This window comes from Burkholderia pseudomultivorans, from assembly GCF_902499075.1.
In the GTDB taxonomy this organism is placed as follows: domain Bacteria; phylum Pseudomonadota; class Gammaproteobacteria; order Burkholderiales; family Burkholderiaceae; genus Burkholderia; species Burkholderia pseudomultivorans.
The window spans coordinates 187189-211270 of sequence record NZ_CABVPP010000004.1 but is presented as its reverse complement, the minus strand read 5'-3'; the positions used below and the strand labels follow the sequence as shown (position 1 = coordinate 211270).

21 protein-coding genes and 2 pseudogenes are annotated in these 24082 nt (G+C 67.3%); 12 read left to right on the top strand and 11 right to left on the bottom strand.

Annotated features, from left to right (window positions below; genetic code table 11):
• Positions 1-8: 8 nt before the first annotated feature.
• Positions 9-593, bottom strand: a complete 585-nt coding sequence (locus tag BST28156_RS05580; RefSeq protein WP_012218456.1) for a DUF2889 domain-containing protein — start codon at positions 591-593, stop codon at positions 9-11.
• A 688-nt stretch (positions 594-1281) separates the two neighbouring features.
• Here BST28156_RS05580 and BST28156_RS05575 point away from each other — a divergent pair.
• On the top strand, positions 1282-1938 hold the full coding sequence (locus BST28156_RS05575; RefSeq protein ID WP_012464825.1) for a ProQ/FinO family protein: 657 nt from the start codon (positions 1282-1284) through the stop codon (positions 1936-1938).
• A gap of 557 nt (positions 1939-2495) precedes the next feature.
• Here the strand turns inward: BST28156_RS05575 and BST28156_RS05570 are convergent.
• From BST28156_RS05570 to BST28156_RS05535, 8 genes are all read right to left on the bottom strand, one after another.
• Positions 2496-2867, bottom strand: coding sequence for a bleomycin resistance protein (locus BST28156_RS05570; RefSeq protein ID WP_012218454.1), 372 nt, complete (start codon positions 2865-2867; stop codon positions 2496-2498).
• Positions 2868-2933: 66 nt separating this feature from the next.
• Complete coding sequence (locus BST28156_RS05565; RefSeq protein WP_012218453.1) at positions 2934-3542, bottom strand: nitrogen fixation protein NifQ; 609 nt, start codon at positions 3540-3542, stop codon at positions 2934-2936.
• Positions 3539-3964 carry a TOBE domain-containing protein gene (locus BST28156_RS05560; protein ID WP_012218452.1) on the bottom strand — a complete coding sequence of 142 codons (426 nt, stop codon included), beginning with the start codon at positions 3962-3964 and terminating at the stop codon, positions 3539-3541. Before BST28156_RS05560 ends, BST28156_RS05565 begins: the two co-directional genes overlap by 4 nt.
• A 109-nt stretch (positions 3965-4073) precedes the next feature.
• Positions 4074-5582: an efflux transporter outer membrane subunit gene (locus BST28156_RS05555; protein ID WP_012218451.1), complete on the bottom strand. Its 1509-nt coding sequence runs from the start codon at positions 5580-5582 to the stop codon at positions 4074-4076.
• Positions 5579-6544, bottom strand: coding sequence for an efflux RND transporter periplasmic adaptor subunit (locus BST28156_RS05550; RefSeq protein ID WP_012464826.1), 966 nt, complete (start codon positions 6542-6544; stop codon positions 5579-5581). The genes BST28156_RS05555 and BST28156_RS05550 overlap by 4 nt, the downstream gene beginning before the upstream one ends.
• A 7-nt stretch (positions 6545-6551) precedes the next feature.
• A complete protein-coding gene (locus tag BST28156_RS05545; protein WP_006399335.1) occupies positions 6552-6764 on the bottom strand; it encodes a DUF1656 domain-containing protein in 213 nt (70 codons plus the stop codon).
• Between the two features lie 34 nt (positions 6765-6798).
• Positions 6799-8931: an FUSC family protein gene (locus BST28156_RS05540; RefSeq protein WP_012218449.1), complete on the bottom strand. Its 2133-nt coding sequence runs from the start codon at positions 8929-8931 to the stop codon at positions 6799-6801.
• Complete coding sequence (locus BST28156_RS05535; RefSeq protein ID WP_006399333.1) at positions 8928-9407, bottom strand: MarR family winged helix-turn-helix transcriptional regulator; 480 nt, start codon at positions 9405-9407, stop codon at positions 8928-8930. Before BST28156_RS05535 ends, BST28156_RS05540 begins: the two co-directional genes overlap by 4 nt.
• A gap of 403 nt (positions 9408-9810) precedes the next feature.
• Here BST28156_RS05535 and ehuR point away from each other — a divergent pair, with 403 nt between their 5' ends.
• The 11 genes and pseudogenes from ehuR to BST28156_RS05485 all read left to right on the top strand — a co-directional run bounded on the left by ehuR (position 9811) and on the right by BST28156_RS05485 (position 20223).
• Positions 9811-11223, top strand: coding sequence for a MocR-like ectoine utilization transcription factor EhuR (gene ehuR, locus BST28156_RS05530; RefSeq protein ID WP_012218448.1), 1413 nt, complete (start codon positions 9811-9813; stop codon positions 11221-11223).
• Between the two features lie 117 nt (positions 11224-11340).
• Positions 11341-12312: a hydroxyectoine utilization dehydratase EutB gene (eutB, locus tag BST28156_RS05525; protein WP_012218447.1), complete on the top strand. Its 972-nt coding sequence runs from the start codon at positions 11341-11343 to the stop codon at positions 12310-12312.
• A gap of 1 nt (position 12313) precedes the next feature.
• Positions 12314-13318 carry a cyclodeaminase gene (locus BST28156_RS05520; protein ID WP_012218446.1) on the top strand — a complete coding sequence of 335 codons (1005 nt, stop codon included), beginning with the start codon at positions 12314-12316 and terminating at the stop codon, positions 13316-13318.
• Between the two features lie 10 nt (positions 13319-13328).
• On the top strand, positions 13329-14537 hold the full coding sequence (doeA, locus tag BST28156_RS05515) for an ectoine hydrolase DoeA (RefSeq protein WP_012218445.1): 1209 nt from the start codon (positions 13329-13331) through the stop codon (positions 14535-14537).
• Positions 14538-14541: 4 nt separating this feature from the next.
• Positions 14542-15582 (top strand): N(2)-acetyl-L-2,4-diaminobutanoate deacetylase DoeB, encoded by a 1041-nt coding sequence (doeB, locus tag BST28156_RS05510; protein ID WP_012218444.1) that lies wholly within the window; start codon positions 14542-14544, stop codon positions 15580-15582.
• A gap of 12 nt (positions 15583-15594) precedes the next feature.
• On the top strand, positions 15595-16065 hold the full coding sequence (locus BST28156_RS05505; RefSeq protein ID WP_012464827.1) for an Lrp/AsnC family transcriptional regulator: 471 nt from the start codon (positions 15595-15597) through the stop codon (positions 16063-16065).
• 123 nt (positions 16066-16188) lie between these two features.
• On the top strand, positions 16189-17667 hold the full coding sequence (locus tag BST28156_RS05500; protein WP_060097117.1) for an NAD-dependent succinate-semialdehyde dehydrogenase: 1479 nt from the start codon (positions 16189-16191) through the stop codon (positions 17665-17667).
• Positions 17668-17687: 20 nt separating this feature from the next.
• The gene (locus tag BST28156_RS05495; RefSeq protein WP_012218442.1) at positions 17688-19082 is read left to right on the top strand and encodes an aspartate aminotransferase family protein; all 1395 of its coding nucleotides are present in this window, start codon (positions 17688-17690) and stop codon (positions 19080-19082) included.
• A gap of 312 nt (positions 19083-19394) precedes the next feature.
• Positions 19395-19505, top strand: a pseudogene (locus tag BST28156_RS34650) (VapC toxin family PIN domain ribonuclease); the annotation flags it as partial.
• Between the two features lie 136 nt (positions 19506-19641).
• A complete protein-coding gene (locus BST28156_RS05490) occupies positions 19642-19926 on the top strand; it encodes a hypothetical protein (RefSeq protein ID WP_123876435.1) in 285 nt (94 codons plus the stop codon).
• Positions 19927-19932: 6 nt separating this feature from the next.
• On the top strand, positions 19933-20223 hold the full coding sequence (locus BST28156_RS05485; RefSeq protein WP_105758761.1) for a hypothetical protein: 291 nt from the start codon (positions 19933-19935) through the stop codon (positions 20221-20223).
• Positions 20224-20725: 502 nt separating this feature from the next.
• Here the strand turns inward: BST28156_RS05485 and BST28156_RS05480 are convergent.
• Positions 20726-22108: pseudogene (locus BST28156_RS05480) on the bottom strand (MFS transporter).
• A 170-nt stretch (positions 22109-22278) separates the two neighbouring features.
• On the bottom strand, positions 22279-23979 hold the full coding sequence (locus BST28156_RS05475; RefSeq protein ID WP_012464828.1) for a dihydroxyacetone kinase family protein: 1701 nt from the start codon (positions 23977-23979) through the stop codon (positions 22279-22281).
• Positions 23980-24082: the final 103 nt, after the last annotated feature.

Genomic DNA, 24082 nt, shown 5'->3' with positions numbered 1-24082 from the left:
GCGCTCGACTAATCTCCCGTCTTCGCCGCTTCCGGTCGATGATGTTCTGGCCACAGACGCTTCACGAGATCGCGCGAAGCGCCGTAGGCATAGCAACTGTCGATTTTCACCGGCTTGCCGTCGCCGTTGTACTCGTTCAGCGACGACGGGCGAAATCCGACCATCGTCTGATACGCGGCCGTCGCGAGCGGCGTAAGGATCTCCTTCAAATGCGTGCAGGTGTCGCACGATGGCAGGCGCTTGCGAACCTCGCTGTTCCACCCGGCACCGATGCGCAGGCCGACCAGCGCCTGCAGCGAATCGCCGCCGCCGGGACATTGCGCGTACGGATGCGATTTGATGAAAGTGGAAACCGCGCGAACGATCATGTCGCCATCGAAGACGAGCGTGACGCCCAGATCGTGAATCGGCGCATGTGCGGCGATCATCCGCGCGTCGCCGGGCGGCGTAAAGTCGACAGGCTTTCGGTCGGTCAGACACGCCGTCACTTCGAACAAGCCGTCGCTGCGTCGATAACCGCGCATGTCGATCTGCCGATGATGAATTTCCTCGCGCGTGACGTCTTGCCGCGCGGTGTCGTCGGGGGAAACCATGGATCTGCTCCGTTGCGCAACCGGGTTTGCATAGGCAATGTGTATGCGGCTGGGCACGCGATAACGTGAACGCACAACAGCCGGACGCTGCACGACATACTACGCACTTTCGTGCTTTTCGGCAGCGATGCGACTCGGGACGAAAAGGATGCATACGCAACCAAATAGACCGGGGGCATCGACGCGCGTTTCGCTCCGTCCGTTCATCGCACGGCTGAGGCGGCGGGATATAGGTGACAAGATTCGCGCGATCTTGCGCAACGCGATTCCGAACACCTCTTCGCACCGTACCTCATCTCGCGATCCGGGAATCGTTCCTTCCCGCTGCGCAGCATGCCGGCGCACCGGAAATCATCGTGCCCCATTGCTTCTGACATCCCGTCCATTTTCGTTACCCAGCACGGCCGCTTTCCCGCGGTCACCGACCCGTCGGTCGCAGTCCGCGTCCGCGCATTCCGGCCGTTCCGGACCAGTGAGTCAGCCGTCATCCGCGCGTACCGGTATACTTCCACTCCTGCCTTGTCCGGCATCTTGGCCGGTGCCTGAAACAGTGGCGTGCGCGATGCGGTTTCGTCGCGATCCGCGTCGGCGGCAGATGCTGCAGTCGATGCGGCGAAGCGCGTGGTCCGACGTCGATACGCGCGATGGCCGCGCGAATCACGCCTTACACTCCTGGTGGATTGAATTTATGGGTTTTGAACAACTTGCCGAATTGCGGGCGCAGCTCGCAGCGAAGGCCAAGCAGGAACGGAACGCGAAGCGGCCGGCAACGCGTCCGGACACCGGCGCGAAGCCGTCCGGCGATCGTCCGCCTCGCGGGGCCAAATCGGGTGCCGGCACCAAAGCAGCGACGAGCGCGAAGGCCGCGCCGGCAAAGCCGTCGGCGCCGGTCGACCCTGTGATCGTCGCGATCGGAAAGCTGCAACGGCGTTTCCCGCGCGCGTTCCCGAAGAATCCGGCACCGAAGGTGCCGCTGAAGGTCGGCATCTGGGAAGACCTCGCCCGCGAAGCACAGACGCTCGGTCTGAGCGAAGCGGAGCTGCGCGACGCGATGTCGACGTGGTGTCGCGGCAACCGTTACTGGTCGTGCCTCGTTGAAGATGCGGTTCGCGTCGATCTGCAGGGCAACGAAGCAGGGCGCGTGACGCGCGACGATGCGGCGCGCGCGCGACACCTGAAGTCGCGGCGTCCCGGCAAGGGTGCTGCGAAGCCGGCGAAGGGCGCGCAGCAGCCGAAGGCCGACGCGCAGACGGACGCCGCCGTGCAGCAGCCGGCCGCCGCGGACACGCAACCGTCGGTCGAATCGGCGCCGCAAGTCGAACAGCAAGCGGCTGGTAACGAGTAAAGTCGGATACGTCGCCGCGCCATCGCGCGGCGACGTCCGTCGGCGGCAGGCATGCAGCTGACCTGTCGCGTCGTTTTGAGTTGCGCCGCGGTAAACACCGAGGTGGCAAAAACGTCAGCGCGCGAGCAGCGGCGTGGACGCTTGCAAAGCTTATCGACGCGTAGCATTTCGCGTTCCCGAGCGAAGTCCGCACACGATTCACGCGAAGTGCAACTGAGAAAATTCGTCATCCTGATCGAGCGACGACGCATGCCCGTCGACGTGAAGGAACGGAGTCGATCCCGTTGCGCTGCCGATGCTCCGTGTTCGAGACCACATCCTGCGCCGACATCGCCATCGTCCACGGTCCCTTTCGACGCGAGGCTCACGCGAAATGATGCAATACCTTCGTCCATCTCTCGATGAGTGACGCGACGCCTGATAAACAAGACGCGCACGCTTATCAGTGGGACGCAATCTTCACTGACCGACGCACCGGGCGAAACCACCATAACCGACAGCATCCGCGCACTGTACACGGCGACGGCACACCGTTTGCCCCACAAGCGCCCAACGGCCTACATTCCCCCGCCGTTCTGAACCAGCCGAATCAACGTTCCATCCAGATCAACCAGCGCACCGACCGTACCCCCCCACGCCTCCCGCTTCGGCCGATGCGCGCGAGGCCATCCGGTCGTCGTCTCCGGTATGCCGGCCGCGATCACTTCATCGAAGAACGCGTCGACATCGTCGAGGCGAAAACAGCAGCTGAACCAGCTTTCAGCCGGATCGAGATCGGGATGCCGAAAGAACTCGAGTAACAGATCGCGTCGCCGCAGAATCATCCAGTCTTCATCGCGCCAGGTTGCGACAAACCCGAACTTGGCGTAGAAGCGCGACGTCGCGTCGAAATCGCGCGAGGGCAGATTGGGGCTGGCAATATCCGTCATGGCGAGATGCTCCGAGTAGCGGCACAGCGAACCGAGGCGACGCAGCCGCGCAACCGTCGCGACCGACTATCGCTGCGGAGGAAAGCAAACAGGAAAGTCCTCGCAGCCGGGACATCCAGGCGCGGGCCCCGGCGGCAAGCCGAGCGATGCAGCGGCTTCCTGCGCCAGGAATTTCTTCCAGCGCAGCTGACCGACGTTGCGCGCCGCGACCGCCGGAAAATAGCGATCGAGCATCGCCGCGACCGCGTCGCGGCCGTCGAGCCCGAGGTCGCGCCACAGATGATCGCCGCGCAGACACCCATGCGCGACGATCGAAGCGACGCAGTCGGCGTCGTCGACGGCCACTGCAGCGCCGATATCGCGCATCAGCAGTGCATGCAAGGTCGCGACGAACTTGGCATGTGCGGGCGGCAAGGAGCGAACGATAAAAGGCGCTGCCAATTCCGCGGCGACGTCGCCGGACAACGCCGGAAAATGTCGCGCGAGCAGCCGCGTCAATTGCGCGTGCGACAGACCGAGCAGCGCGAGCTCGTTGCGGCGCGCGCGCGCCGCGACGAGCACGGCGAACAGTCTCGCGTCCGGATTGCGCTGATCGACCGCGCCCGACAGCAGCGACCGCAACGTCTCGGCGCCCGCCGCACACGCGCTCGCGTCAACCGGCTTCGAATCCTTCATTCGATGCCGACGATCACGCTCGATGCCTTGAACATCGCCGTCGCGGCGCTGCCGCTCGTGAGTCCGAGGCGTTCGACGCTATCGTTCGTGACGATCGCGATGATCTCGGTGCCGCCTGCCGTCCTGATGGCGACTTCCGAATTCACGGCGCCCTTCGCGACCGACGCGACGGTGCCCGCGATGCAGTTGCGTGCCGAGACCTTGCTGGCATCGACATCGACCATCACGATGACCGACGACGCCTTCACGAGCGCGAACGCTTTCGTGCCGGTCGACAGGCCGAGCGACGCGGCGCTGCCGTGCGTGATGACCGCGACGATCTCGAGACCGTCCGGCGTGCGCAGCGTGATTTCGTCGTTGACGGCGCCCGTTTTGACGGCGCTGATCTGACCGGTGAATTGATTGCGGGCACTGGTTCGCATGGCGAGTCTCCGGGGACGGGCCGCATCGTGCGCGGCAAATGGACAACGAAAGTGCGGTCGAGTTTACCGCCGATGCGACCGGCGTGCGGCATTCGCCTGCACGACACGCTTATCGCGCGTTATTCGCCGCGCCGTCCGCCGCCGCCGGCCGAGCCGACGACGTTTCCTGCTGCGACGCAGCGGGCATCGCATCACCTTCCCATCCGCCGCCGAGCGCGAGAAACAATCTCACCTGATCGGCCGCGACCTGTCCTTCGGCGGCCGCAACCTGCGCGTGCACGCTCGTCAGCGTGCGCGTCGCGTCGAGATCGGCGATGAACGACTCGCGTCCGGCGCGATAGAGCCGATGCGTTTCGTCGGCCGAGCTGCGCGCCGACTCGTACGCGGTACGCAGTTCGTCCGCACGCTGTACGTCGGCCGCATACGCGGCGACGCTCGACTGCGTTTCGCGCAGCGCATTCAGTACGACGCCGTCGAAATGCGCGAGGGCACCGCCGGTCGCGGCTTCGGCTTCGCGCACACGCGCGCGCTGTCCGTTGACCGGAAAGGTCCAGCTGATCAGCGGGCCGAACGACCAGCGATTCGTCGTCGACGAGAAGAGATCGGCGGCGACGCCGACCGAACCCGCCGACGCGCCGATGCTGATCGACGGATACAGCGCGGCGGTCGCGACGCCGATGCGCGCCGTTGCAGCCGCAAGTTGACGTTCGGCCTCGCGCACGTCGGGACGGCGGCGCAGCAGTGCGGCGCCGTCGCCGATCGGAATCGGGCGGCGCAGCTTCGGCAGCCGCGCGCATTCGGTGACGGCCTTCGGCAAGTCGGCCGGCGCGCGCGCGAGCAGCGCAGCGAGCTGGTACTGCGCGATCTTGCGGCGGCTTTCGAAGCGCGGGATGTCGGCGGCGAGCGTGCGGACCTGCGTGACGCCGCGCGTCACCTCGGTCTGATTGCCGCGCCCGACGTCACGCAGCCGCTGCGAGAGCGCGACACGCTGCCGCTGCAGCGCGACCGACTGCTTCGCGATCTCGAGTTCCTCACCGGCCGAACACGCTTCGACGTAAGCGCGCACGACGTCGGCGACGACCGTGATGCGCGCGAGATCGGCGGCGGCCTGTACGGCCTCGCTGTCTGCGCGCGCCGCTTCGACGCCGCGCCGCAGCTTGCCGAACAGATCGATCTCGTACGACACGTTGATGCCGACCGACCCTTCGTTGACGACCGGCAGCTTGTTCTCGAGCAGATACTGCTCGGCCGATTCCTGCGCGCGTTGCACCGCGGCTTCGGTGCGGCCCGAGAAGCCGCCCTGCTGGTTCGCGACCTCGAGCGCCGCACGCGATCGCGCGAGATTGGCCGCCGCGACGCGCAGGTCGGTATTCGACGTCAGCGCGCTGCGCACGAGGTCGTTGAGCGCCGGATCGTCGTACAGCTGCCACCAGTTGCCGGGCACCGCGTCGTGCGAAACGAGCGTCCCGTTCGCATCGTCGAGCGCGTGATTGGCGAGCGGTGCGTTCACGTACGCCTGCTGCGGCAGCGTGTAGTCGGGGCCGACCGACTTGCATGCGCCGAGCGCGAACGCGAGCGGCGCGAGCGTCGCCGCGACGCGAAGACCGGGCCGCTTCATTGCGACGCTCCCGCCGCGCTGGCGGCCGTGCCGGACGCGGGAGGTGCGACCGGCGCGGCCGGCGCGGCCGGCTGCGCGCGATCGCGGCGCTGCGTATCGGGCGCACGCACGGCGACAGTCGCGGTGCGCCCGGCGATCATGCGGAAATCGTCCGGCACTTCGTCGAGCGCGACGCGCACCGGCACGCGCTGCGCGAGCCGCACCCAGCTGAAGGCGGGATTCACGTTCGGCAGCAGGTTCGACCCTTGCGTGCGGTCGCGATCCTCGATCGCCGCGACGATGCTCTGCACGTGACCGCGCAGCGAGTGCGGTTCGCCCATCACGAAGATGTCGACGGGCTGACCGATATGGATGCCGCGCAGCTTGGTTTCCTCGAAATAGCCGTCGACGCGGAATGAGTTGCGATCGACGACCGACAGCACGGCACGGCCGGCCGGCACGTATTCGCCGACGCGCGGTGCGCGATCGTTCAGATAGCCGTCGACGGGGCTCACGACGGTCGTGCGCTGCAGGTTCAGCTTCGCGGTGTCGAGCGACACCTGCGCATCCTGCACGGCCGCTTCGCCTTGCTCGACGCGCGTGCGGCTCTCCTCGACCTGCTCGCTCGCGACGAGATTGCCGAGCTGCAGGTTGCGCGCATATTCGCGCTTCGCTTGCGCGAGCGTCGCGCGGCGCTGGGCGAGCGTCGCTTCGGCGAGCCGTTCCGCGAGCGCGTAGCGCGCGCGGTCGATCACGAACAACACCTGTCCACGCGTGACGGCCTGGTTGTCGGCGACTTCGACGGACGTGATCAGCCCCGACACGTCGGGCGCGACCTGGATCACATCGGCGCGCACGTGCCCGTCGCGCGTCCATGGCGAGAACATGTAGTAGTCGATCACGCGCCATAGCACGAGCGCGGCGACGACGACGACGATCAGGGTGAGCAGGACCTGTCCTGCCGAGAGCCAGGGTTTTTTCACGTTCACGTTAGGTAGCCACGAAATGGTGGGACACGATCACGACGGCGGCGAATACGAACACGTAAATGCCGAGATCGAAGATCGAACGGTGCCAGACGAGGCGGTAGAAGCCGATGCGATCGAGCACGGTGCGCACGGCGACGTTGATCAGGTAGGCGATCAGCATCAGCACGAGCGGAGCGGGCACGAACACGCCGAGAATGTCGATTTCGCCGATCATGGTCGCGGTCGGAAAGTCGGGTAGGGAAGCGGCATCATGCCTGCGCTCCGTCGGGCGTTTGCGGCGCGCGCGTGGACGCGGCCGGATACAGCGACAGACGCAGGCCGACGAGCGCATGCAGCGCGTCGCGCAGCCGGCGATGCATGACCGGGATCGCGTGACCGGCCGGCGGCGCATCGCCGGGCGCGGGTGCCGCGCCGGGCAGATTGCGGCCGACCACGCGCCGCAGCGCATCGTCGATCGATTCGAGCAGCGCGGGCGGTACCGGCTGACGCGCGTTCGCCGCCGCGCAGCGCGCGTAGTGGTCGGTTACGCCGGCGAGCACGCGATCGATCGCGTCGGACAGATCGCCGGACAATTTGCGCCGCAGCCGGCGCAGATCGAGCGCGTTCAGCGCGATGCGCAGATCGCGGAAGCTCTCGATCGACGGATGACGGTGATCGTCGGACGCGCCGAGACGCGGCAGCAGTTGCGTCACGCGATCGAGCATGCGCGCCGCATGGTTGCGCTGGTCCTCGAGCGGTTGCGTCGAGGCCGAGCGTGCGACGTCCTCCCAGCCCGAGCGCAGCAGCCGCCGCACCGCGAGCTCGGCGCCGAACGGCCGCGTCGCGCGTGTCCACACGTAGGCGAACAGCAGCCCCGCGACGCCCGCGAGGTTGCTGTTCAGAAACACGAAGAAGTCGGCGTCGTAGGCGCCCTGGATGCTGACGAACGTCGCCGTGTTCACCGCGACGAGCATCGTGACCATGTTGAACTGCGGTCGCGGCAGCAGCGTGCCGATCAGGATGAACGGGCCCGCGAACATCAGCACGAGCATCGGGAAATCGTGCACGTGCGGCAGCACGACGAAGAGGTAAAGCCCCGCGAACACGACGCTCGCGGCCGTCGCGAGGAAGAACCGGAACACCATCGGCGCCGGTTCGTCGAGCGCCGCGAAGAAGCTGCACGCGACGGCCACGAGCGTGACGGCGCCGGCACCGTCGTGCCAGCCCGATTCGATCCACAGCCAGCATGCGAACACGATTGCGCCGACGACGGTCAGCGTCGAGAACAGCATCATGCCGCGATCGAAGAAGCGCTCGGTGCCGCCGAGCCGCCAGTGCCGGTAGCGCGGCTGCCACACGCCCGATTCGTTCGCGATCAGCGCGCGCAGCGAACGGCAGTCCTGCCAGATGTCGATCACCTGGCGCAGCCGCCATAGCGCGTTCGACAGCAGCGCGCCGTCCCAGCTCGCGAGTGCCTCATCGGTCGGCTGCAGCGCGGCGATGCCGGCGCGCAGGCGGTCCGCGACCGGATCGTCGGCCATGTCGCCGTCGGTGCCGGGCTTGATCGTGGGCAGCGGTGCGTCGAACCATGCCGCGGCGTCGGCGAGCAAGGCATCGAGTGCGGGCGGCCGCACGTGCAGGTCGCGCATCAGCGCGATGAGCGGATCGGCAAGCGACGACATCAGCGGCAGGAACAGCTGCATTCGCCCAGCGAGCGCCTGCGCGCGCGACAGCACGCGCGGATGCGCATGGTCGTAGCTGAGCTGGCTCAGCAGGAATTCGAGGCCCGTGATCGTGGTCGCGAGCCGCTGCCGGCAGGCGCTCAATGCCTTGCCGGCGATACGGCCGGACAGCGTTTCGCGCCCGTAGAACGCGGCATCCCTGAACCATGCGTCGGTGCGCTCGATCAGCGTCGGCGCGAGCCGGTTCGGAAACACCGTGCTGCCGACGACGCTCGCGCAGACGATCCCGAGCACGATCTCTTCGGTGCGCGCGATCGCGACGTCGAACACGCTGGCCGGGTTCGTCACGGTCGGCAGCGCGACGAGCGGCATCGTGTAGCCGGCAAGCATGAACACGTAGCTGCGTGCGGTGCGGTCGGAGATCGCGAGGTAGAGCAGCGTGCCGCACCACGTCGCGACGATGACGCTGAACAGGAGCGGCGTCTCGACGAACGGCGGCACGAAGAAGATCGCCGCGGCCGCGCCGAGTGCGGTGCCGAGCGCGCGATACAGCGCCTTCGAGCGCGTCGCGCCGACGAACGGGTTCGACACGATGTAGACGCTCGCCATCGCCCAGTATGGACGCGGCAGCTGGAAGTACAGGCCGAGATACAGCGCCAGCATCGATGCGGCGAACGTCTTGCCCGAGAACAGCCAGTCGCGAAGGCTCGGGTAGGTCATGACGCGGAACCGGCGGAGTGCGGCGCGCGCGGCGCCGATGCATGCGCGTCGGCGCCATTGAATGCGGTCAGCACGCGCAGCGTCGCTTCGAGGTCGCTGCGCGAGATCCCCTTGAGCACCTGCGCGCGCAGCACGCGCAGATCTTCCTCCATCTTCTCGGTGACGGCGCGGCCCTCGGCCGTCAGCGAGATCGTTTTCGCGCGGCGATCGTGCGGGTCTTCGTCGCGGCGCGCGAGGCCGGCCGCGCAGAGCTGATCCAGCAGACGCACGAGCGACGGGCCTTCGATGCCGACGTACTCGGCGAGCGTGCCCTGACGCACGCCTTCGCCGAGGCGACCGGCAATCAGCAGCGGCGTCGCGCACGCTTCGGACACGTTGTACGCAGTGAGCATGCTGTCGCTCGCGCGGCGCCACTTGCGCGCGCTGAGCACCAGCAGGCTGCTGACGGCGAGGCGGAGATCGTGCAGATTCGTCATGGGCGAGATGATAGGGCAAAACCATTCGATAGCAAACTATCGTTCGGTGTCACCCGGCTGTCACGTCGTCGTGCGGTTCGGCCGCCCGCAACGACGAATCTAGGCCGCGCGCGACGCACGGTCAAGCGGCGCGATGCCGAGCGTGTGCTTCGTCCGGTCCGGTGCGCTCGCTATTGAATGGTCTGACGTCAACCGTTCCGCGACACGGCGCTCGGGCACGGCGCGGGCACCGCGCGGGCGGAGGCCGGACTGTCATCTTTTCGTAAGACATGCGTAGCGGGCACGCGAAGTGCACGCCGCGGTATACCCGCAGCGTCCTGCTTTCGCACGCGATTGCACTAGGACAATATTTTTCGGGTGTCTTTCTGAGCGACCATGCGGAAGCAACGACGGAGACATCGAGATGGGACGGACCGAGGTATCGACACGCTGGCACGACGCGATCGGCGCCGTGCATGGCATCGAGTCGAAATACAAGCGGCTCGTGAAGGCGATCGCCGCCGACATCGAGAGCGGCGTGCTCGCGCCGGGCGCACGGCTCGCGCCGCAGCGCGACGTCGCGGCCAGTCTCGGCGTCAGCGTGCAGACCGTGACCAACGCGTACAAGGAGCTCGAAAGGCAGGGCCTGATCCGCTGCGAGGTCGGGCGCGGCAGCTTCGTCGCCGCGCGCGTGACGGAGTCGATGTCGAATTACATGCTCGATACGGCCGAACGCGAGCTCGTCGATTTCTCGATCGCGCGCATCGTGCATACGCCGGAGCACGACGCGGCATGGCGGGCCGTCTGCGCGGAGCTGGCCGGCACCGAGGATCAGCCGTGGATCCGCTCGTTCCGGCCGATCGCCGGCCTCGACGCGCATCGCGAAGCCGGCGCCGCATGGCTCGCGTCGCTGAACATGCCCGTGCACCCGGAATCGTTGCTGATCACGAACGGTGCCGCGCACGGCATCTTTCTCGCGCTCGCGTCGATCGTCGGCCCGGGCGACACCGTCCTTTGCGAAAGCCTGACCGATCATGGCGTGATCGGCTCGGCGAACGTGCTCGGGTTTACGCTGAAGGGGCTCGAGATGGACGAGCACGGGATCCGCCCCGAACACTTCGAGGAAATGTGCGACGGCGAGCGGATCAGCGCGCTCGTCTGCACGCCGACGCTCAACAATCCGACCGTCTCGATGATGTCCGATTCCCGACGCCGCTCGATCGCGCGGATTGCGGCGCGCTACGGCGTGTACGTGATCGAGGACGACGTGTACGGCCCGCTTCCCGCCAAAACCGCCACGCCGATCGCGAGCATGATTCCCGAGCTCGGTTTCTACTGCACGAGCATGACGAAATCGGTGCTGACGGGGTTGCGCACCGGCTACCTGGCCATGCCGCGGCGGCTCGCGCTGCGCGTGGAGAGCGTGCTGCGCGTGAGCAGCTGGATGGCGACGTCGCCTATCGCCGAGATCGCGACGCGCTGGATCGCGGACGGCACCGCGCGCCGGCTCGTCGAGCTGCAGCGGCAGCGGCTCGCGGTGCGGCAGGAGATGGTGAAGGCCGCGCTTGGCCCATATCTGCTCGGCGCGCATCCGAACGCGCTGTCGGCGTGGCTGCGCGTGCCCGACTACTGGCAGGCCGATCGCCTCGTGCGCGAATTGCGCACGCGCAAGATCGCGGTCACGTCGCCCGATCCGTTTCTCGTCGGCGGTACCGAGCGGCCGAACGCGGTGCGCGTGTGCATCGGCGCGGAAACCACCGACGCCGCGTGCAATGCGGCGCTCGAGACGATGGCCGGCGTGTTCGAGCAATATCCGCACGTGCACGATTTCCACTGACTTTCCGCTGCAGCGATGCGGCGCCGCACACGAGCGCCGCACAATGTACCAGGACATTCGAAAGCGCAATTTGGAACATTAGACTGGATCGCACCACATCAATGAGGCGTGCGTTCCATGTCCTTCCTGTCGCTGTCCGACGTCTACCGCGCGCGCCAACGCATCGCCGGGCGCACGTGCGTCACGCCGCTCGTCGCGTCCGCTGCGCTGTCCGCGCGCGCCGGCGTCCCCGTTCACCTGAAGCTCGAAACGCTGCAACCGACGGGCAGCTTCAAGATCCGCGGCGCGACCAACGTGCTCGCGGAACTCGCGGCGCAGCGCGTGACGCGCGTCGTGACCGCATCGACCGGCAATCACGGGCGCGCGGTCGCTCATGCGGCGCGCGCGCTCGGCCTTGAAGCGGCCGTCTGCATGTCGTCGCTCGTGCCGGCGAACAAGGTCGATGCGGTGGCCGCGCTCGGCGCGCGCGTCGTGATCGTCGGGGACAGCCAGGACGACGCGCAGGCGGAGGCGCGACGGCTCGCACGCGACGAAGGCTATGCGTACGTGCCGCCGTTCGACGATCCGCGCATCATCGCGGGCCAGGCGACGATCGGCGTCGAGATTCTCGAAGCGTTGCCCGATGCGGGCACGCTCATCGTCCCGCTGTCCGGCGGCGGGCTGTTCAGCGGCGTCGCATTTGCCGCGAAAGCGATCCGGCCGTCGATTGCGGTGATCGGCGTGTCGATGGCGCGCGGCGCAGCCATGCATGCGAGCCTCGCCGCCGGTCGTCCCGTCGACGTCGAAGAACAGCCGACGCTCGCCGATTCGCTCGGCGGCGGCATCGGTCTCGACAACCGCTACACGTTCGACCTCACGCGCGCGCTGGCCGACGACGTCGTGCTGCTCGACGAGCGCTCGATCGCACGCGGCATCGCGCACGCGTATCGCGAAGAGCGGCTCGTCGTCGAGGGCGCGGGCGCGGTCGGCATCGCCGCGCTGCTCGACGAAGCCGTTCCGCGCAGCCGGCGCGACGGGCCCATCGTCGTCGTCGTGAGCGGCGCGAACATCGACATGGCCGCGCATCGCCGGCTGATTGCGGAGAACTGACATGGCGCATCCCATCACGCTGCTCGGCCAGGCCCAACTGCGCACGCTGGTGCCGCTCGATCGCGACGCGATCGATCAGGTCGAAGCCGCGTTTGTGTCGCTCGCGACGGAGCCCGTCGCGATGCCGCCGATCCTCAATCTCGCGCTGCCTGCGCGTCACGGCGAAGTCGATGTGAAGACCGCCTACTTGCCGCGCTTCGACAGCTTCGCGATCAAGATCAGCCCCGGCTTCTTCGACAACCCGTCGCTCGGCCTGCCGAGCCTGAACGGGCTGATGCTCGTGCTGTCCGCGCGTACCGGTCTGACCGAGGCCGTGCTGCTCGACAACGGTTATCTGACCGCCGTGCGCACCGCCGCCGCGGGCGCGGTGGCCGCGCGTCATCTCGCGCGCGCCGATGCGCGGCGCGTGGCCGTGATCGGCGCCGGCGAACAGGCGCGGTTGCAGCTCGACGCATTGCGGCTCGTGCGCGACGTCGCGCATGTGACGGTCTGGGCGCGCGATGCCGCACGCGCGGCGCAATTCGCTGCCGACGTGCGCAGCGCGCATGGCATCGAGGCGAGCGTCGCGCGATCGGTGCATGCGGCGCTCGCCGATGCCGACATCGCGGTCACCACGACGCCGAGCCGCGAGCCGCTCGTGCATGCCGAGGATCTGCATCCGGGGCTGCACGTGACGGCGATGGGCTCCGATGCCGAATACAAGACCGAACTCGCGCCGTCGGTATTCGCGGCCGCACGCTACGTCTGCGACCGCTTGCAGCAGACGCGTGTGGTCGGCGAGCTGCGGCATGCGATCGAGGCCGGCGCCGTTGCGGCCGACGCGGTCTTTCCCGAACTCGGCGAAGTGATTGCCGGCCGTTGCGCCGGCCGCACGCATCGCGACGAGATCACGATCTGCGACCTGACCGGAACCGGCGCGCAGGACACCGCCATTGCCGTTCTCGCGCTGCAGCGCGCCCGCGCCGCGGGCGCCGGAACGATTTTTCACAACGACCTCACGACCTGAGAGGAGACAGATGTCTGCAGTCATCGAAACCTACGAAGCTGCGCCGCGTCTTGCGTTCGCGCGCAGCGAATACGCTGCGCGCATCGCGAAGACGCGCGCGGCGATGGAGCGGGCCGGCATCGACCTGCTGATCGTCACGGACCCGACCAACATGGGCTGGCTGACCGGCTACGACGGCTGGTCGTTCTACGTACACCAGTGCGTGCTGCTGCCGATGGACGGCGAACCCGTCTGGTTCGGCCGCGGCCAGGACGCGAACGGCGCGAAGCGCACCGTGTTCATGGCGCACGACGACATCGTCGGCTATCCCGATCATTACGTGCAGTCGCCGCATCGCCATCCGATGGACTATCTGTCGACCGAAGTGATTGCGGCGCGCGGCTGGGGCGCATTGCGCATCGGCGTCGAGCTCGACAACTACTACTTCAGCGCGGCCGCGTACGCGTCGCTGCAGAAGCACCTGCCCGCCGCGCGCTGGGTCGACGCGACGGCGCTCGTGAACTGGCAGCGCGCCGTGAAGTCGCCGCGCGAGATCGAATACATGCGCGTGGCCGCGCGCATCGTCGAACGGATGCATGCGCATATCGTCGAGACGATCGAGCCCGGCATGAAGAAGAGCGACCTCGTCGCGCAGATCTACGCGACCGGCATCGGCGGCGCGGACGGCTTCGGCGGCGACTATCCGGCGATCGTGCCGCTGCTGCCGACCGGCGCCGACGCAGCCGCGCCGCATCTGACCTGGGACGACACGACGTTCGAGCGCGGCGCCGGCACGTTCTTCGAGATCGCCGGCTGCTACCGCCGCTATCACTGTCCGCTGTCGCGCACGGTCTATCTCGGCAAGCCGCCGGCGCACTTCATCGAGGCCGAGCGCGCGGTGGTCGAAGGGATCGAGGCAGGGCTCGCGGCCGCGAAGCCCGGCAACGTCTGCGAGGACATCGCGAACGCGTTCTTCGCGGTGCTGCGCCGCGCGGGCATCGAGAAGGACAGCCGTTGCGGCTATCCGATCGGCGCGAGCTATCCGCCCGACTGGGGCGAGCGCACGATGAGCCTGCGACCGGGCGACCGCACGGTGCTCGAACCGGGCATGACGTTCCACTTCATGCCGGGGCTGTGGCTCGACGACTGGGGGCTCGAGATCACCGAAAGCATCCTGATCACCGAAACCGGTGTCGAGACGTTCTGCAACACGCCGCGCAAGCTGTTCGTGAAGGAGTAGACCGATGCGTGCTTCACCGATTGTGCCGACCGTCGACTTCGACGCGGACGGCGAACAGCACGGCTTCCTCAAGCTGCCGTACTCGCGCGACGACTCCGCGTGGGGCGCGGTGATGATTCCGGTGACCGTCGTGAAGCGCGGCGACGGGCCGACCGTGCTGCTGACGGGCGGCAATCACGGCGACGAGTACGAAGGGCCGGTCGCGCTCGCCAAGCTCGCCGGTTCGCTGAAGGCGTCCGACGTGACGGGCCGCGTGATCATCGTGCCGTTCATGAACTATCCGGCGTTTCGTGCCGGGCGCCGTACGTCGCCGATCGATGCGGGCAACCTGAACCGCAGTTTTCCGGGGCGGCCCGACGGCACCGTGACCGAGAAGATCGCCGATTACTTTCAGCGGCACCTGTTGCCGCTCGCGACGCACGTGCTCGACATCCACGCGGGCGGGCGCACGCTCGACTTCGTGCCGTTCGCGGCGATTCACGTGCTCGACGATCGCGAGCAGGAAGCGCGCTGCGAGCGTGCGATGCGCGCGTTCGGCGCGCCGTATTCGATGCGCATGCTCGAACTCGACAGCGTCGGGCTGTACGACACGGCGGCCGAAGCGGCCGGCAAGGTGTTCGTGTCGACCGAACTCGGCGGCGGCGGCACGTCGACCGCGGCGAGCGTCGCGATCGCCGAGCGCGGCGTGCGCGGGTTTCTCGAGCATGCCGGCGTGCTCGCGACGCATCCGAACGAAGACGACGGCGTCGCCCGCACGGCGCCGCGTACGACGACGCTGCTCGACATGCCCGACGGCGCATGCTTCACGACGAGCGAGCATCGCGGGCTGCTCGAGATGTGTTGCGACCTCGGTAGCGAAGTCGAGGCCGGCGACGTGCTCGCGCGCGTGCACGACATCGACCGCACCGGCGTCGCACCGGTCGAATACGTCGCAAAGCGGCGCGGGCTGCTGGCCGCGCGGCATTTCCCCGGCCTCGTGCAGGCCGGCGACACGATCGCGGTGGTCGCCGACATCGTCGAGCGCAACATTCCGGTCGCTGCATAGGATGCGCACGCCGTGATCAAGCTCGACCGATACGATCTCGCGATCCTGCGCATTCTCGAACGCGACGGGCGCATCACGAAATCGAAGCTCGCGGAAGCCGTGAACCTGTCGATCTCGCCCGCGTGGGAGCGCGTGCGCAAGCTCGAGGAAAGCGGCGTGATTCGCGGCTATCGGGCCGACGTCGACTGGGTCGGCGCGTTCTCGGGCAGCCGCATCGTCGTCGAGGTGACGCTGTCGCGTCATACCGCACCCGACATGCGGCGTTTCGAGGAACGCGTGAGCGCGGCGCCCGAGGTCGCGCAATGCTACGCGACGGGCGGCGGCGTCGACTACGTGCTGCATGTGGTCGCGCGCGACATCGATCAGTACCAGCGCTTCATCGATGCGCTGCTGATGGAAGACCTCGGCATCGAGCGCTACTTCACGTACATCGTGACGAAGGTCGTGAAGTGCGAATCCGGCGGCGCGCCGGACTGGCAATGAAAACTTCGCGCCGGCGCGCGGCAATACCGAAAAAACCGCAAGCGCCGGCCGCATAAACCGAAATTTCCGGAGCCGGCGGCACGACAGAATGAAGCTCGTGCCCAACCAACGAGGAGACACAGCATGCTGCCCGGACACCCCGTTCTGTTCAAGTCGATGTGCTATGTCGACGGTCGCTGGATTCACAGCGACAGTGCCGCGACGGTCGCCGTCGTGAATCCGGCCGATCAGGCCGTCATCGGCCACGTGCCGATGCTCGAGCGTGCGCAGATCGTCGCGGCGATCGATGCCGCGCAGCGTGCATACGAAACGTGGCGCTGGACGCCGCAGGCCGTGCGCAGTGCGGCGCTGCTGCGCTGGCACGCGTTGATCCTGCGCCACCTCGACGACCTCGCCGCACTGCTCTCGCTCGAGCAGGGCAAACCGCTCGCCGAGGCGCGCGGCGAGATCCGCTACGCGGCAAGCTTCGTCGAATGGTTTGCGAACGAGCCGAAGCGCGTCGCAGGCCGCACGATACCGACGCATATCGACGGCGCGCAGCTCGGCACCGTGATGGAGCCGGTCGGCGTCGCCGCGCTGATCACGCCGTGGAACTTCCCGGCCGCGATGATCACGCGCAAGGCCGCAGCGGCGATCGCGGTCGGCTGTACGACGGTCGTGAAGCCCGCGCACGAGACGCCGTTCTCCGCGCTTGCACTGGCGCAGCTGGCCGACGAAGCCGGCTTCCCGGCCGGCGTGTTCAACGTCGTGCTCGGCGAGCCGCAGATGGCGATGGAAACGCTGGTCGGCGATGCGCGCGTGCGATCGGTGAGCTTCACCGGCTCGACGCGTGTCGGCCGTCTCGTGACCGAAACGGTCGCGCGTGCGGGCATCCGCAAGGTCGCGCTCGAACTCGGCGGCAACGCGCCGTTCATCGTGACCGAGGACGCCGATCTCGACCAGGCGGTGCGAATCGCGGTCGCTGCGAAGTTTCAGACGTCGGGGCAGGACTGCTGCGCGGCGAACCGGATCTTCGTCGCGCGCCCGCTCTATGATGCATTCGTCACACGCTATGCGGATGCCGTGCGCGAACTGAAGACCGGCCCGGCATTCGAGCCGGACGTCGATGTCGGGCCGCTGATGCATCAGGCGGCGTTCGATGCCACGGTCGCGCGTGTCGACGACGCGCGTGCACGCGGCGCGCGCATCGTGGCCGGCGGCCGCCCGCATGCGCTCGGCGGCTGGTTCTACGAACCGACGGTGATCGCGGACGCCGGGCCCGGCATGCGTGTCTACGACGAGGAAAACTTCGCGCCGATCTCGGCCGTATGCGCATTCGACACGCTCGATGAAGTCGTCGCGAAGGCGAACGACACCGAGTACGGGCTCGCCGCGTACGTGTGCGCGACGCGCATCGACACGATTTTCCAGCTCGTGCGCCGGCTCGATTTCGCGATGGTGTCCGTCAACGGCGTGAAATTCACCGGTGCGCCGATTCCGTTCGGCGGCATGAAGGCGTCGGGCCTCGGCCGCGAAGGCGGGATCGAAGGCTTCGAACCGTTCACCGAAACCAAGTACTTCTGCCTCGGCAACCTCGGCCTGCCCGTCGCGGCGGCGGCCTGATCATTCAAAAGGAGTTCATCATGACCCAATCCATCGACGCGCTGCTGCGCGAGGACCGTGCCCACTTCATGCATCCGTCGACGCACGCGTACGACCACGAAACCGGCGCGCTGCCCGGCAAGATCGTGCGCGGCGGCCAGGGCATCCGCATCGAGGACCATCAGGGCAAGCGCTATATCGACGCGTTCGCCGGCCTGTACTGCGTGAACATCGGCTACGGCCGCACGGAAGTGGCCGACGTGATGTACGAGCAGGCGAAGCAGCTCGCGTACTACCACACGTATGTCGGGCATTCGTCCGACGCGATCATCGAACTGTCGTCGCGCATCATCGACTGGGCGCCGGCCGGCATGAAGAAGGTCTATTACGGGATGTCCGGTTCCGATGCGAACGAGACGCAGGTCAAGATCGTCTGGTACTACAACAACGTGCTCGGCCGTCCGAACAAGAAGAAGATCATCTCGCGCGAACGCGGCTATCACGGTTCGGGCATCGTGACGGGCAGCCTCACGGGCCTGCCGAGCTTCCATCAGCATTTCGATCTGCCGATCGACCGCGTGAAGCACACCGTTTGTCCGCACTGGTACCGGAAGGCGCCGGTCGGGATGAGCGAAACGCAGTTCGTCGCGTACTGCGTGGACGAGCTCGAGAAGCTGATCGCGCGCGAGGGCGCCGACACGATCGCCGCGTTCATCGCGGAACCGGTGATGGGTACGGGCGGCATCATCGAACCGCCGACCGGCTACTGGCCGGCGATTCAAGCGCTGCTGCGCAAGCACGACATTCTGTTGATCTCGGACGAGGTCGTCTGCGGGTTCGGGCGCCTCGGCTCGAAGATGGGCGCGCAGCACTTCGGCATCGAGCCGGATCTGATCACCGTCGCGAAGGGGCTGACGAGTGCCTATGCGCCGCTGTCGGGCGTGATCGTCGGCGAAAAGGTGTGGGACGTGATCGCGCGCGGCTCGCAGGAGCACGGGCCGATGGGCCACGGCTGGACGTATTCGGGGCATCCGGTCTGTGCGGCCGCCGCGCTCGCGAACCTCGCGATTCTCGAACGCGAAAACCTCGTCGGCAATGCGGCCGAAGTCGGCGCGTATTTCGGCGCGAAGCTGCGCGACGCGTTCGGTGCGCATCCGCTCGTCGGCGAAGTGCGCAGTGTGGGGATGCTCGCGGCGCTCGAGTTCATGGCCGACAAGGACGCGCGTACGCCGTTCGATCCCGCACTGAAGATCGGCGCGCAGGTGTCGGCCGCCGCGTTGCAGCGCGGTGTGATCGCGCGCGCGATGCCGCACGGCGACATTCTCGGTTTTGCGCCGCCGCTCGTGATGACGCGTGCGGAGGCCGACGAGATCGTCGCGATCGTGCGGGAAGCCGTCGATGAGGTCGCGGAGCGGAATCTCGCCGTGGCCGGGTAAGCGCGCGATTCGGCCGTTTGCGTTCTCGCTGCGGCAGCGCATAACGGGCGCCGTCGTACGAAAGTACGGCGGCGTTTTTTTATCTTCAGAAGTGCGGTGATTTACGTCAATTGAACGCGTCTGAAGTGCGTAGGGTGTTAGCGGTTGCCGCCGGGCAATCTCGCAGCTCGCGACGGTCTGATAGCACGTGCATTTTTCGCCCGGCATGCTCTCATTGACAGCGTGCAACATGCGCAGTGAATCATGGGCAAGTCTTCGGGTTCGAAATGTGGATGAAGCGCTCGTCCAACGCGTGCGCGAGCGAGCGGCGGCGATAAGCTGATCGGAGCCACTGCACTGATCCATGATCTGATAGTGGTAACGCGAAACGTCAACGACTTTGTCGGCACAGGCGCTCGCATGCAGCACCCCTTCACGGCCTAGTGAAAGGGTGCTGCATGCGCATTAGGCCCCGTAGCGGCCGGGAGCCGCATGTCGACCCGAGTACAATGACGACGGAGTAATCCTTGAGACCCGGGCGACGGAACGGCGATAGGTAAAAGAGAGCGACGAATTGAGCTTGGTCGACGAACTGAAGTCACGAATACGTGGCGATTACGGCCGGTGGGTTTTGGTCGAATTGTATTCCGGCCGGTGGGCCGCTATTTGGTATGCCTGCCGTGACGACGAAGGATACTGCCGACTCATACTCAGCGAAGAATTTTTTGATGCAGAAAATCCGAGCTTTGCAACGCCTCACGAAGCACTCGCCAAGATCATTCAGGAATATGAGGATGAGGCTTCGGAGGTCGGTCCGTGGGTCTTGAGCGATGAAGTTCACGGGAAGGACCTGCAGCGAGCATGAGACGATATGATGAAACATCAATCGGCTATGCGTCGCTCGGAACCTGTGGCCAAGAAAATGCTCGCGAGGGCAAGCAAAGACCATTTGTTCGTGCAGGTCGACGGTGCGCTTCTGGATGCGACCATGACGATTACAACCGTACCGTCGGACGAGGTCGGTGCATCTCATCGGAAGTATCACTATGACTTGTCCGATGGACGGTCACTCGCCTACGGATATTCCAAGCGAGAGGCGCTAGACAGGCTTTGTGAAGTGGCGAAAGAGCACGGCTGGGCAGTCTACCAGCGATTGGCATAGGAAAACGCCCCAAGCATCACGGCTCTTTGCCGGCTGTTTGCTCTAATTGTTCCGACCGGTTGCGAGATGGCAAGTGAAGTGATGGACAGCGCATCCGATTCACTCGGAAGGCATATTTGCCGAGGAGGGCGATTGACGCCGCACATGTGCCAGCGCGCCTCACGTTTGTTGGCGACGATGACAAAACTACGAAGACCTAATGTTTCCACATCGACCGATTTACGCGGAACACACCGGACGCGTTGCCCAGCGCAGTGAATACGCAAGGCGCATCGGCGTTGCAAGAAATTGCATCGCTTTCGCATGCAAATAATTTGAGCGTTATGCGAGCGCGAGCGTCGGCAAGCTCCAAACTCGCGTCGGTGAGCTGGTGAACCTGAGCGACCTCGCCGGAGCACGACACCCCCCAAGACAATGCCGCCCGCGATGACCCCGGAAACGACGAACCCGGCCGCAGCCGGGTCCGGTTCGTCTCACCGACGCGCACTCGCGTCGCCGCAGCTCAACGTGCCTGCCCCGGCACCGTATCGCCGCGCAACGAACATCCGCGCGTCTCGATCACGGCGATCAACGCCACCAGGCCGACCGCGCACGCGGCCATCACGTAATAGGCGGGAACCAGCGCATTGCCGGTTCGCGCGATCAGCCAGTCGTTGACGATCGGCGCGGTGCCGCCGAACAGCGACGTCGACACGTTGTAGGCGATCGCCATGCCCGCATAGCGGACGTGCGTCGGGAACATCGCCGGAAACATCGCGGAAATCGTCGCGAGTTGCGGCACGTAGAGCACGCCGAGCACCGCGAAGCCGATGAACGCGCCGAGCACGCCATGCGTCATCAGCGTAAACATCGGCACGGCGGCGACGAACAGCCCGACGAGCGAGATCCACCACATCGTCTTGCGGCCGACGCGATCCGACAGCCAGCCCGCGAACGGCAGCAGCAGCATCATCGCGAGCATCCCGATCAGCGGAATCAGCAGCGACATGTTCTCGCTGACGCCGAGCTACTTGTGCATGTACGTCGGCATATAGGCGAGCAGCACGTAGTTGACGACGTTCAGCGCGACGACGAGCCCGCCGAGCAGCAGCAGCGGCGTCGCATAGCGCACCAGCAGCCGGCCGATCGGCATCGCGGCCGGCGCGGCCTGTTCGCGGCGGTGCGCCTGCTCCTCGAGCTCGCGAAACACCGGCGTTTCTTCCAGACGCGAGCGCAAATAGAAGCCGACGAGACCGAGCGGCGCCGCGACGAGGAACGGCAGGCGCCAGCCCCACGCATGCATTGCCGTGTCGCCGAGCAGCAGCGCGAAGCCGAGCATCAGCAGCGCGCCGAGCGAGAAGCCGGCCAGCGTCGCGAATTCGAGAAAGCTGCCGCACAGCCCGCGCCGCGAGTCGGGCGCGTATTCGGCGATGAACGTCGCTGCGCCGCCGTATTCGCCGCCGGTCGAAAAACCCTGCACCATGCGCAGCAGGATCAGCGCGGCCGGCGCGAGCCAACCGGCCGTCGCGTAGGTCGGCAGCAGGCCGACGAGCAGCGTCGCACCCGACATCGTGAGCACGGTCAGCGCAAGCACGCGCTTGCGGCCGAGCCGGTCGCCGAGCGGGCCCCAGAACAGGCCGCCGAGCGGGCGGATCAGGAACGAAATCGCAAACGTGCCGAGCGCGAACAGCGTCGCACTGGCCGTGTTGCCGGGAAACAGCGCAGCGGAAATATACGCGAGTCCGTACGCGTATATCCCGTAATCGAACCATTCGGTCGCGTTACCGAGCGCGGCGGCCGCGATCGCGACGCGCGGCAGGCTGTGCGGCTCGTCGCCGCGATGGGAAACCGTATCGTCCGGGACGGACGGCGCGGAGACGGAAGTCCACGATGGCACGTATCGCATAAGGGATCCTCGTTGGCAGCATGCGCCCGGGCGGGCGCCGACGAGGTTCAAAGTAATCCCGCCAATTTGCCATGCCCGATGTCATAGGACGATGTCGGGATTGGGGTTTTCCCCGTGCCGAAGACCCGCGCGGGCCGCTCGCCGGCGGCCCGCGGCAATGACGCGCCGCGTTATCGGACGTGCGGCAGCAGTGCGCGCAGCCAGTACGCGACGGCGATGGCGCCGCCGTCGGGCGTGCCGATCGCGCGTTCGCCGAGATAGCTCGCACGGCCCGCGCGCGGCGTCATGCGCGCGGTGTCCTGCGCACCGCGCTCGGCGGCGTCGACGGCGGCCGCCCACGCGCCGGCGCTGTCGCGACCGTCGTCGAGTGCACGGTCGAACGCGGCGGCGGCCGGCACCAGCGCGTCGAGCATCGTTCTGTCACCGGCACGGGCGCCGCCGAGTTCGGCGATCGCATCGGCTGCGCTGCGCAATGCCGCGGCCCAGTCGCGTGCCGACGGCTGCGCGAGGCCGGCCAGGCGCCGCGATGCGCGCAGCAGCGCGGTCGCGTAGAAGGGGCCCGAGCTGCCCGCGATCGCACGGCGCAGCGCGGCGCCGAGCGCGGCGAGCGCACCGGCCGGCGTCGCATACGCGGTTTCCGGCAACGCGAGCATCGCGTCCGCGGCACGACGCATGCTCGCGCCGAGGTCGCCGTCGCCGGCGGCGGCATCGAGCTCGGTCAGCGTTGCTTCGTGGTCGATCAGCGTGTGCGCGACCGCGTGCAGCGCCGGGCGCAGCCGCTCGGCCCACACGCGGCCCGCCGCGTCGAGCGGCGGCGGCGACGGTTCCTGCGGCGCCGCGGCGGCGATGCGGATCTGTGCGTTGACGGCGCCGCCGCCGGGCCACGCGCGCGCTTGCGTCGGTGCGTCGAGCAGCGCCGCCCGCTCGTCGTCGAGCCGCAGCACCGAGATCGAACAGCCGGGCATGTTCAGCGCCGACAGGAACGTACCGGCCCACGCGCGCTCGACCGCGATGCCGCGACGGCTCAGGTTCTCGTAGGCGGCGCGCAGCACGATCGCAAGCTCCATGTCGGGCGTCGCGCCGAGACCGTTGACGAGCAGCGCGACGCGTTCGCCGCGATCGAGCACGAGGTCGGCGACGATCCCGGACAGCAGCGTATCGGCGAGCGCGTCGGCCGGCAGCGGCGCCGTGCGTTCGACGCCTTTTTCGCCATGAATGCCGAGACCGAGCTCGATTTCGTCGTCGGCGAGGCTGAATCCGGACTGGTCGGCGCCCGGCAGCGTACAGCCGTCGAGCGCGACGCCCATCGTGCCGAGATCGGCGGCCGCATCGCGCGCGATCGCCGCGACGCGCGGCAGCGACAGCCCGCGCGCGGCCGCCGCGCCCGCGAGCTTGTGGATCAGCACGGTGCCCGCGATGCCGCGCCGCTGTCCGCGCTCGACGCGGCCGCGCAGCGATACGTCGTCCGCGACGATCACGGTCTCGACCGGAATGCCTTCTGCGCGCGCGAGTTCGGCTGCCAGACCGAAGTTGAGCCGGTCGCCGGTGTAGTTCTTCACGACGAGCAGCGCGCCGTTCGGGCCGGCCGTCGCGCGGATCGCGGCGAGCACCGCGTCGGTGGACGGCGACGTGAACACTTCGCCGCACACGGCCGCACTGAGCATTCCGTCGCCGACATAGCCGCCGTGCGCAGGCTCGTGCCCGCTGCCGCCGCCCGACAGCACCGCAACCGTGCGCTGCGACGGTTCGGGCAGCGGGCGGCGGACGAGCACGTGCTCGTCGCCGAGCATCGCGAGATGCGGCGACTGTCGCGCAATGCCTTCGAGCATTTCACGCACGACGTCGGACGGACGGTTCACGAGTTTTTTCATGGCGACGGTTTCCGGGCAGATGAAAGCCCGCGGGCCGAACCGATCCGGCGCCTCGGGCTGTCGGGTTGCGGGAATGCGCGCGCCGTGGCGGCGGTGGCGTGGA

Bases quoted from the DNA above. Each gene is read 5' to 3' on its own strand.
- BST28156_RS05580 (WP_012218456.1), bottom strand. From the start codon at position 593: ATGGTTTCCCCCGACGACACCGCGCGGCAAGACGTCACGCGCGAGGAA.
- BST28156_RS05575 (WP_012464825.1), top strand. From the start codon at position 1,282: ATGGGTTTTGAACAACTTGCCGAATTGCGGGCGCAGCTCGCAGCGAAG.
- BST28156_RS05570 (WP_012218454.1), bottom strand. From the start codon at position 2,867: ATGACGGATATTGCCAGCCCCAATCTGCCCTCGCGCGATTTCGACGCG.
- BST28156_RS05565 (WP_012218453.1), bottom strand. From the start codon at position 3,542: ATGAAGGATTCGAAGCCGGTTGACGCGAGCGCGTGTGCGGCGGGCGCC.
- BST28156_RS05560 (WP_012218452.1), bottom strand. From the start codon at position 3,964: ATGCGAACCAGTGCCCGCAATCAATTCACCGGTCAGATCAGCGCCGTC.
- BST28156_RS05555 (WP_012218451.1), bottom strand. From the start codon at position 5,582: ATGAAGCGGCCCGGTCTTCGCGTCGCGGCGACGCTCGCGCCGCTCGCG.
- BST28156_RS05545 (WP_006399335.1), bottom strand. From the start codon at position 6,764: ATGATCGGCGAAATCGACATTCTCGGCGTGTTCGTGCCCGCTCCGCTC.
- BST28156_RS05540 (WP_012218449.1), bottom strand. From the start codon at position 8,931: ATGACCTACCCGAGCCTTCGCGACTGGCTGTTCTCGGGCAAGACGTTC.
- BST28156_RS05535 (WP_006399333.1), bottom strand. From the start codon at position 9,407: ATGACGAATCTGCACGATCTCCGCCTCGCCGTCAGCAGCCTGCTGGTG.
- ehuR (WP_012218448.1), top strand. From the start codon at position 9,811: ATGGGACGGACCGAGGTATCGACACGCTGGCACGACGCGATCGGCGCC.
- eutB (WP_012218447.1), top strand. From the start codon at position 11,341: ATGTCCTTCCTGTCGCTGTCCGACGTCTACCGCGCGCGCCAACGCATC.
- BST28156_RS05520 (WP_012218446.1), top strand. From the start codon at position 12,314: ATGGCGCATCCCATCACGCTGCTCGGCCAGGCCCAACTGCGCACGCTG.
- doeA (WP_012218445.1), top strand. From the start codon at position 13,329: ATGTCTGCAGTCATCGAAACCTACGAAGCTGCGCCGCGTCTTGCGTTC.
- doeB (WP_012218444.1), top strand. From the start codon at position 14,542: ATGCGTGCTTCACCGATTGTGCCGACCGTCGACTTCGACGCGGACGGC.
- BST28156_RS05500 (WP_060097117.1), top strand. From the start codon at position 16,189: ATGCTGCCCGGACACCCCGTTCTGTTCAAGTCGATGTGCTATGTCGAC.
- BST28156_RS05495 (WP_012218442.1), top strand. From the start codon at position 17,688: ATGACCCAATCCATCGACGCGCTGCTGCGCGAGGACCGTGCCCACTTC.
- BST28156_RS05485 (WP_105758761.1), top strand. From the start codon at position 19,933: ATGATGAAACATCAATCGGCTATGCGTCGCTCGGAACCTGTGGCCAAG.
- BST28156_RS05475 (WP_012464828.1), bottom strand. From the start codon at position 23,979: ATGAAAAAACTCGTGAACCGTCCGTCCGACGTCGTGCGTGAAATGCTC.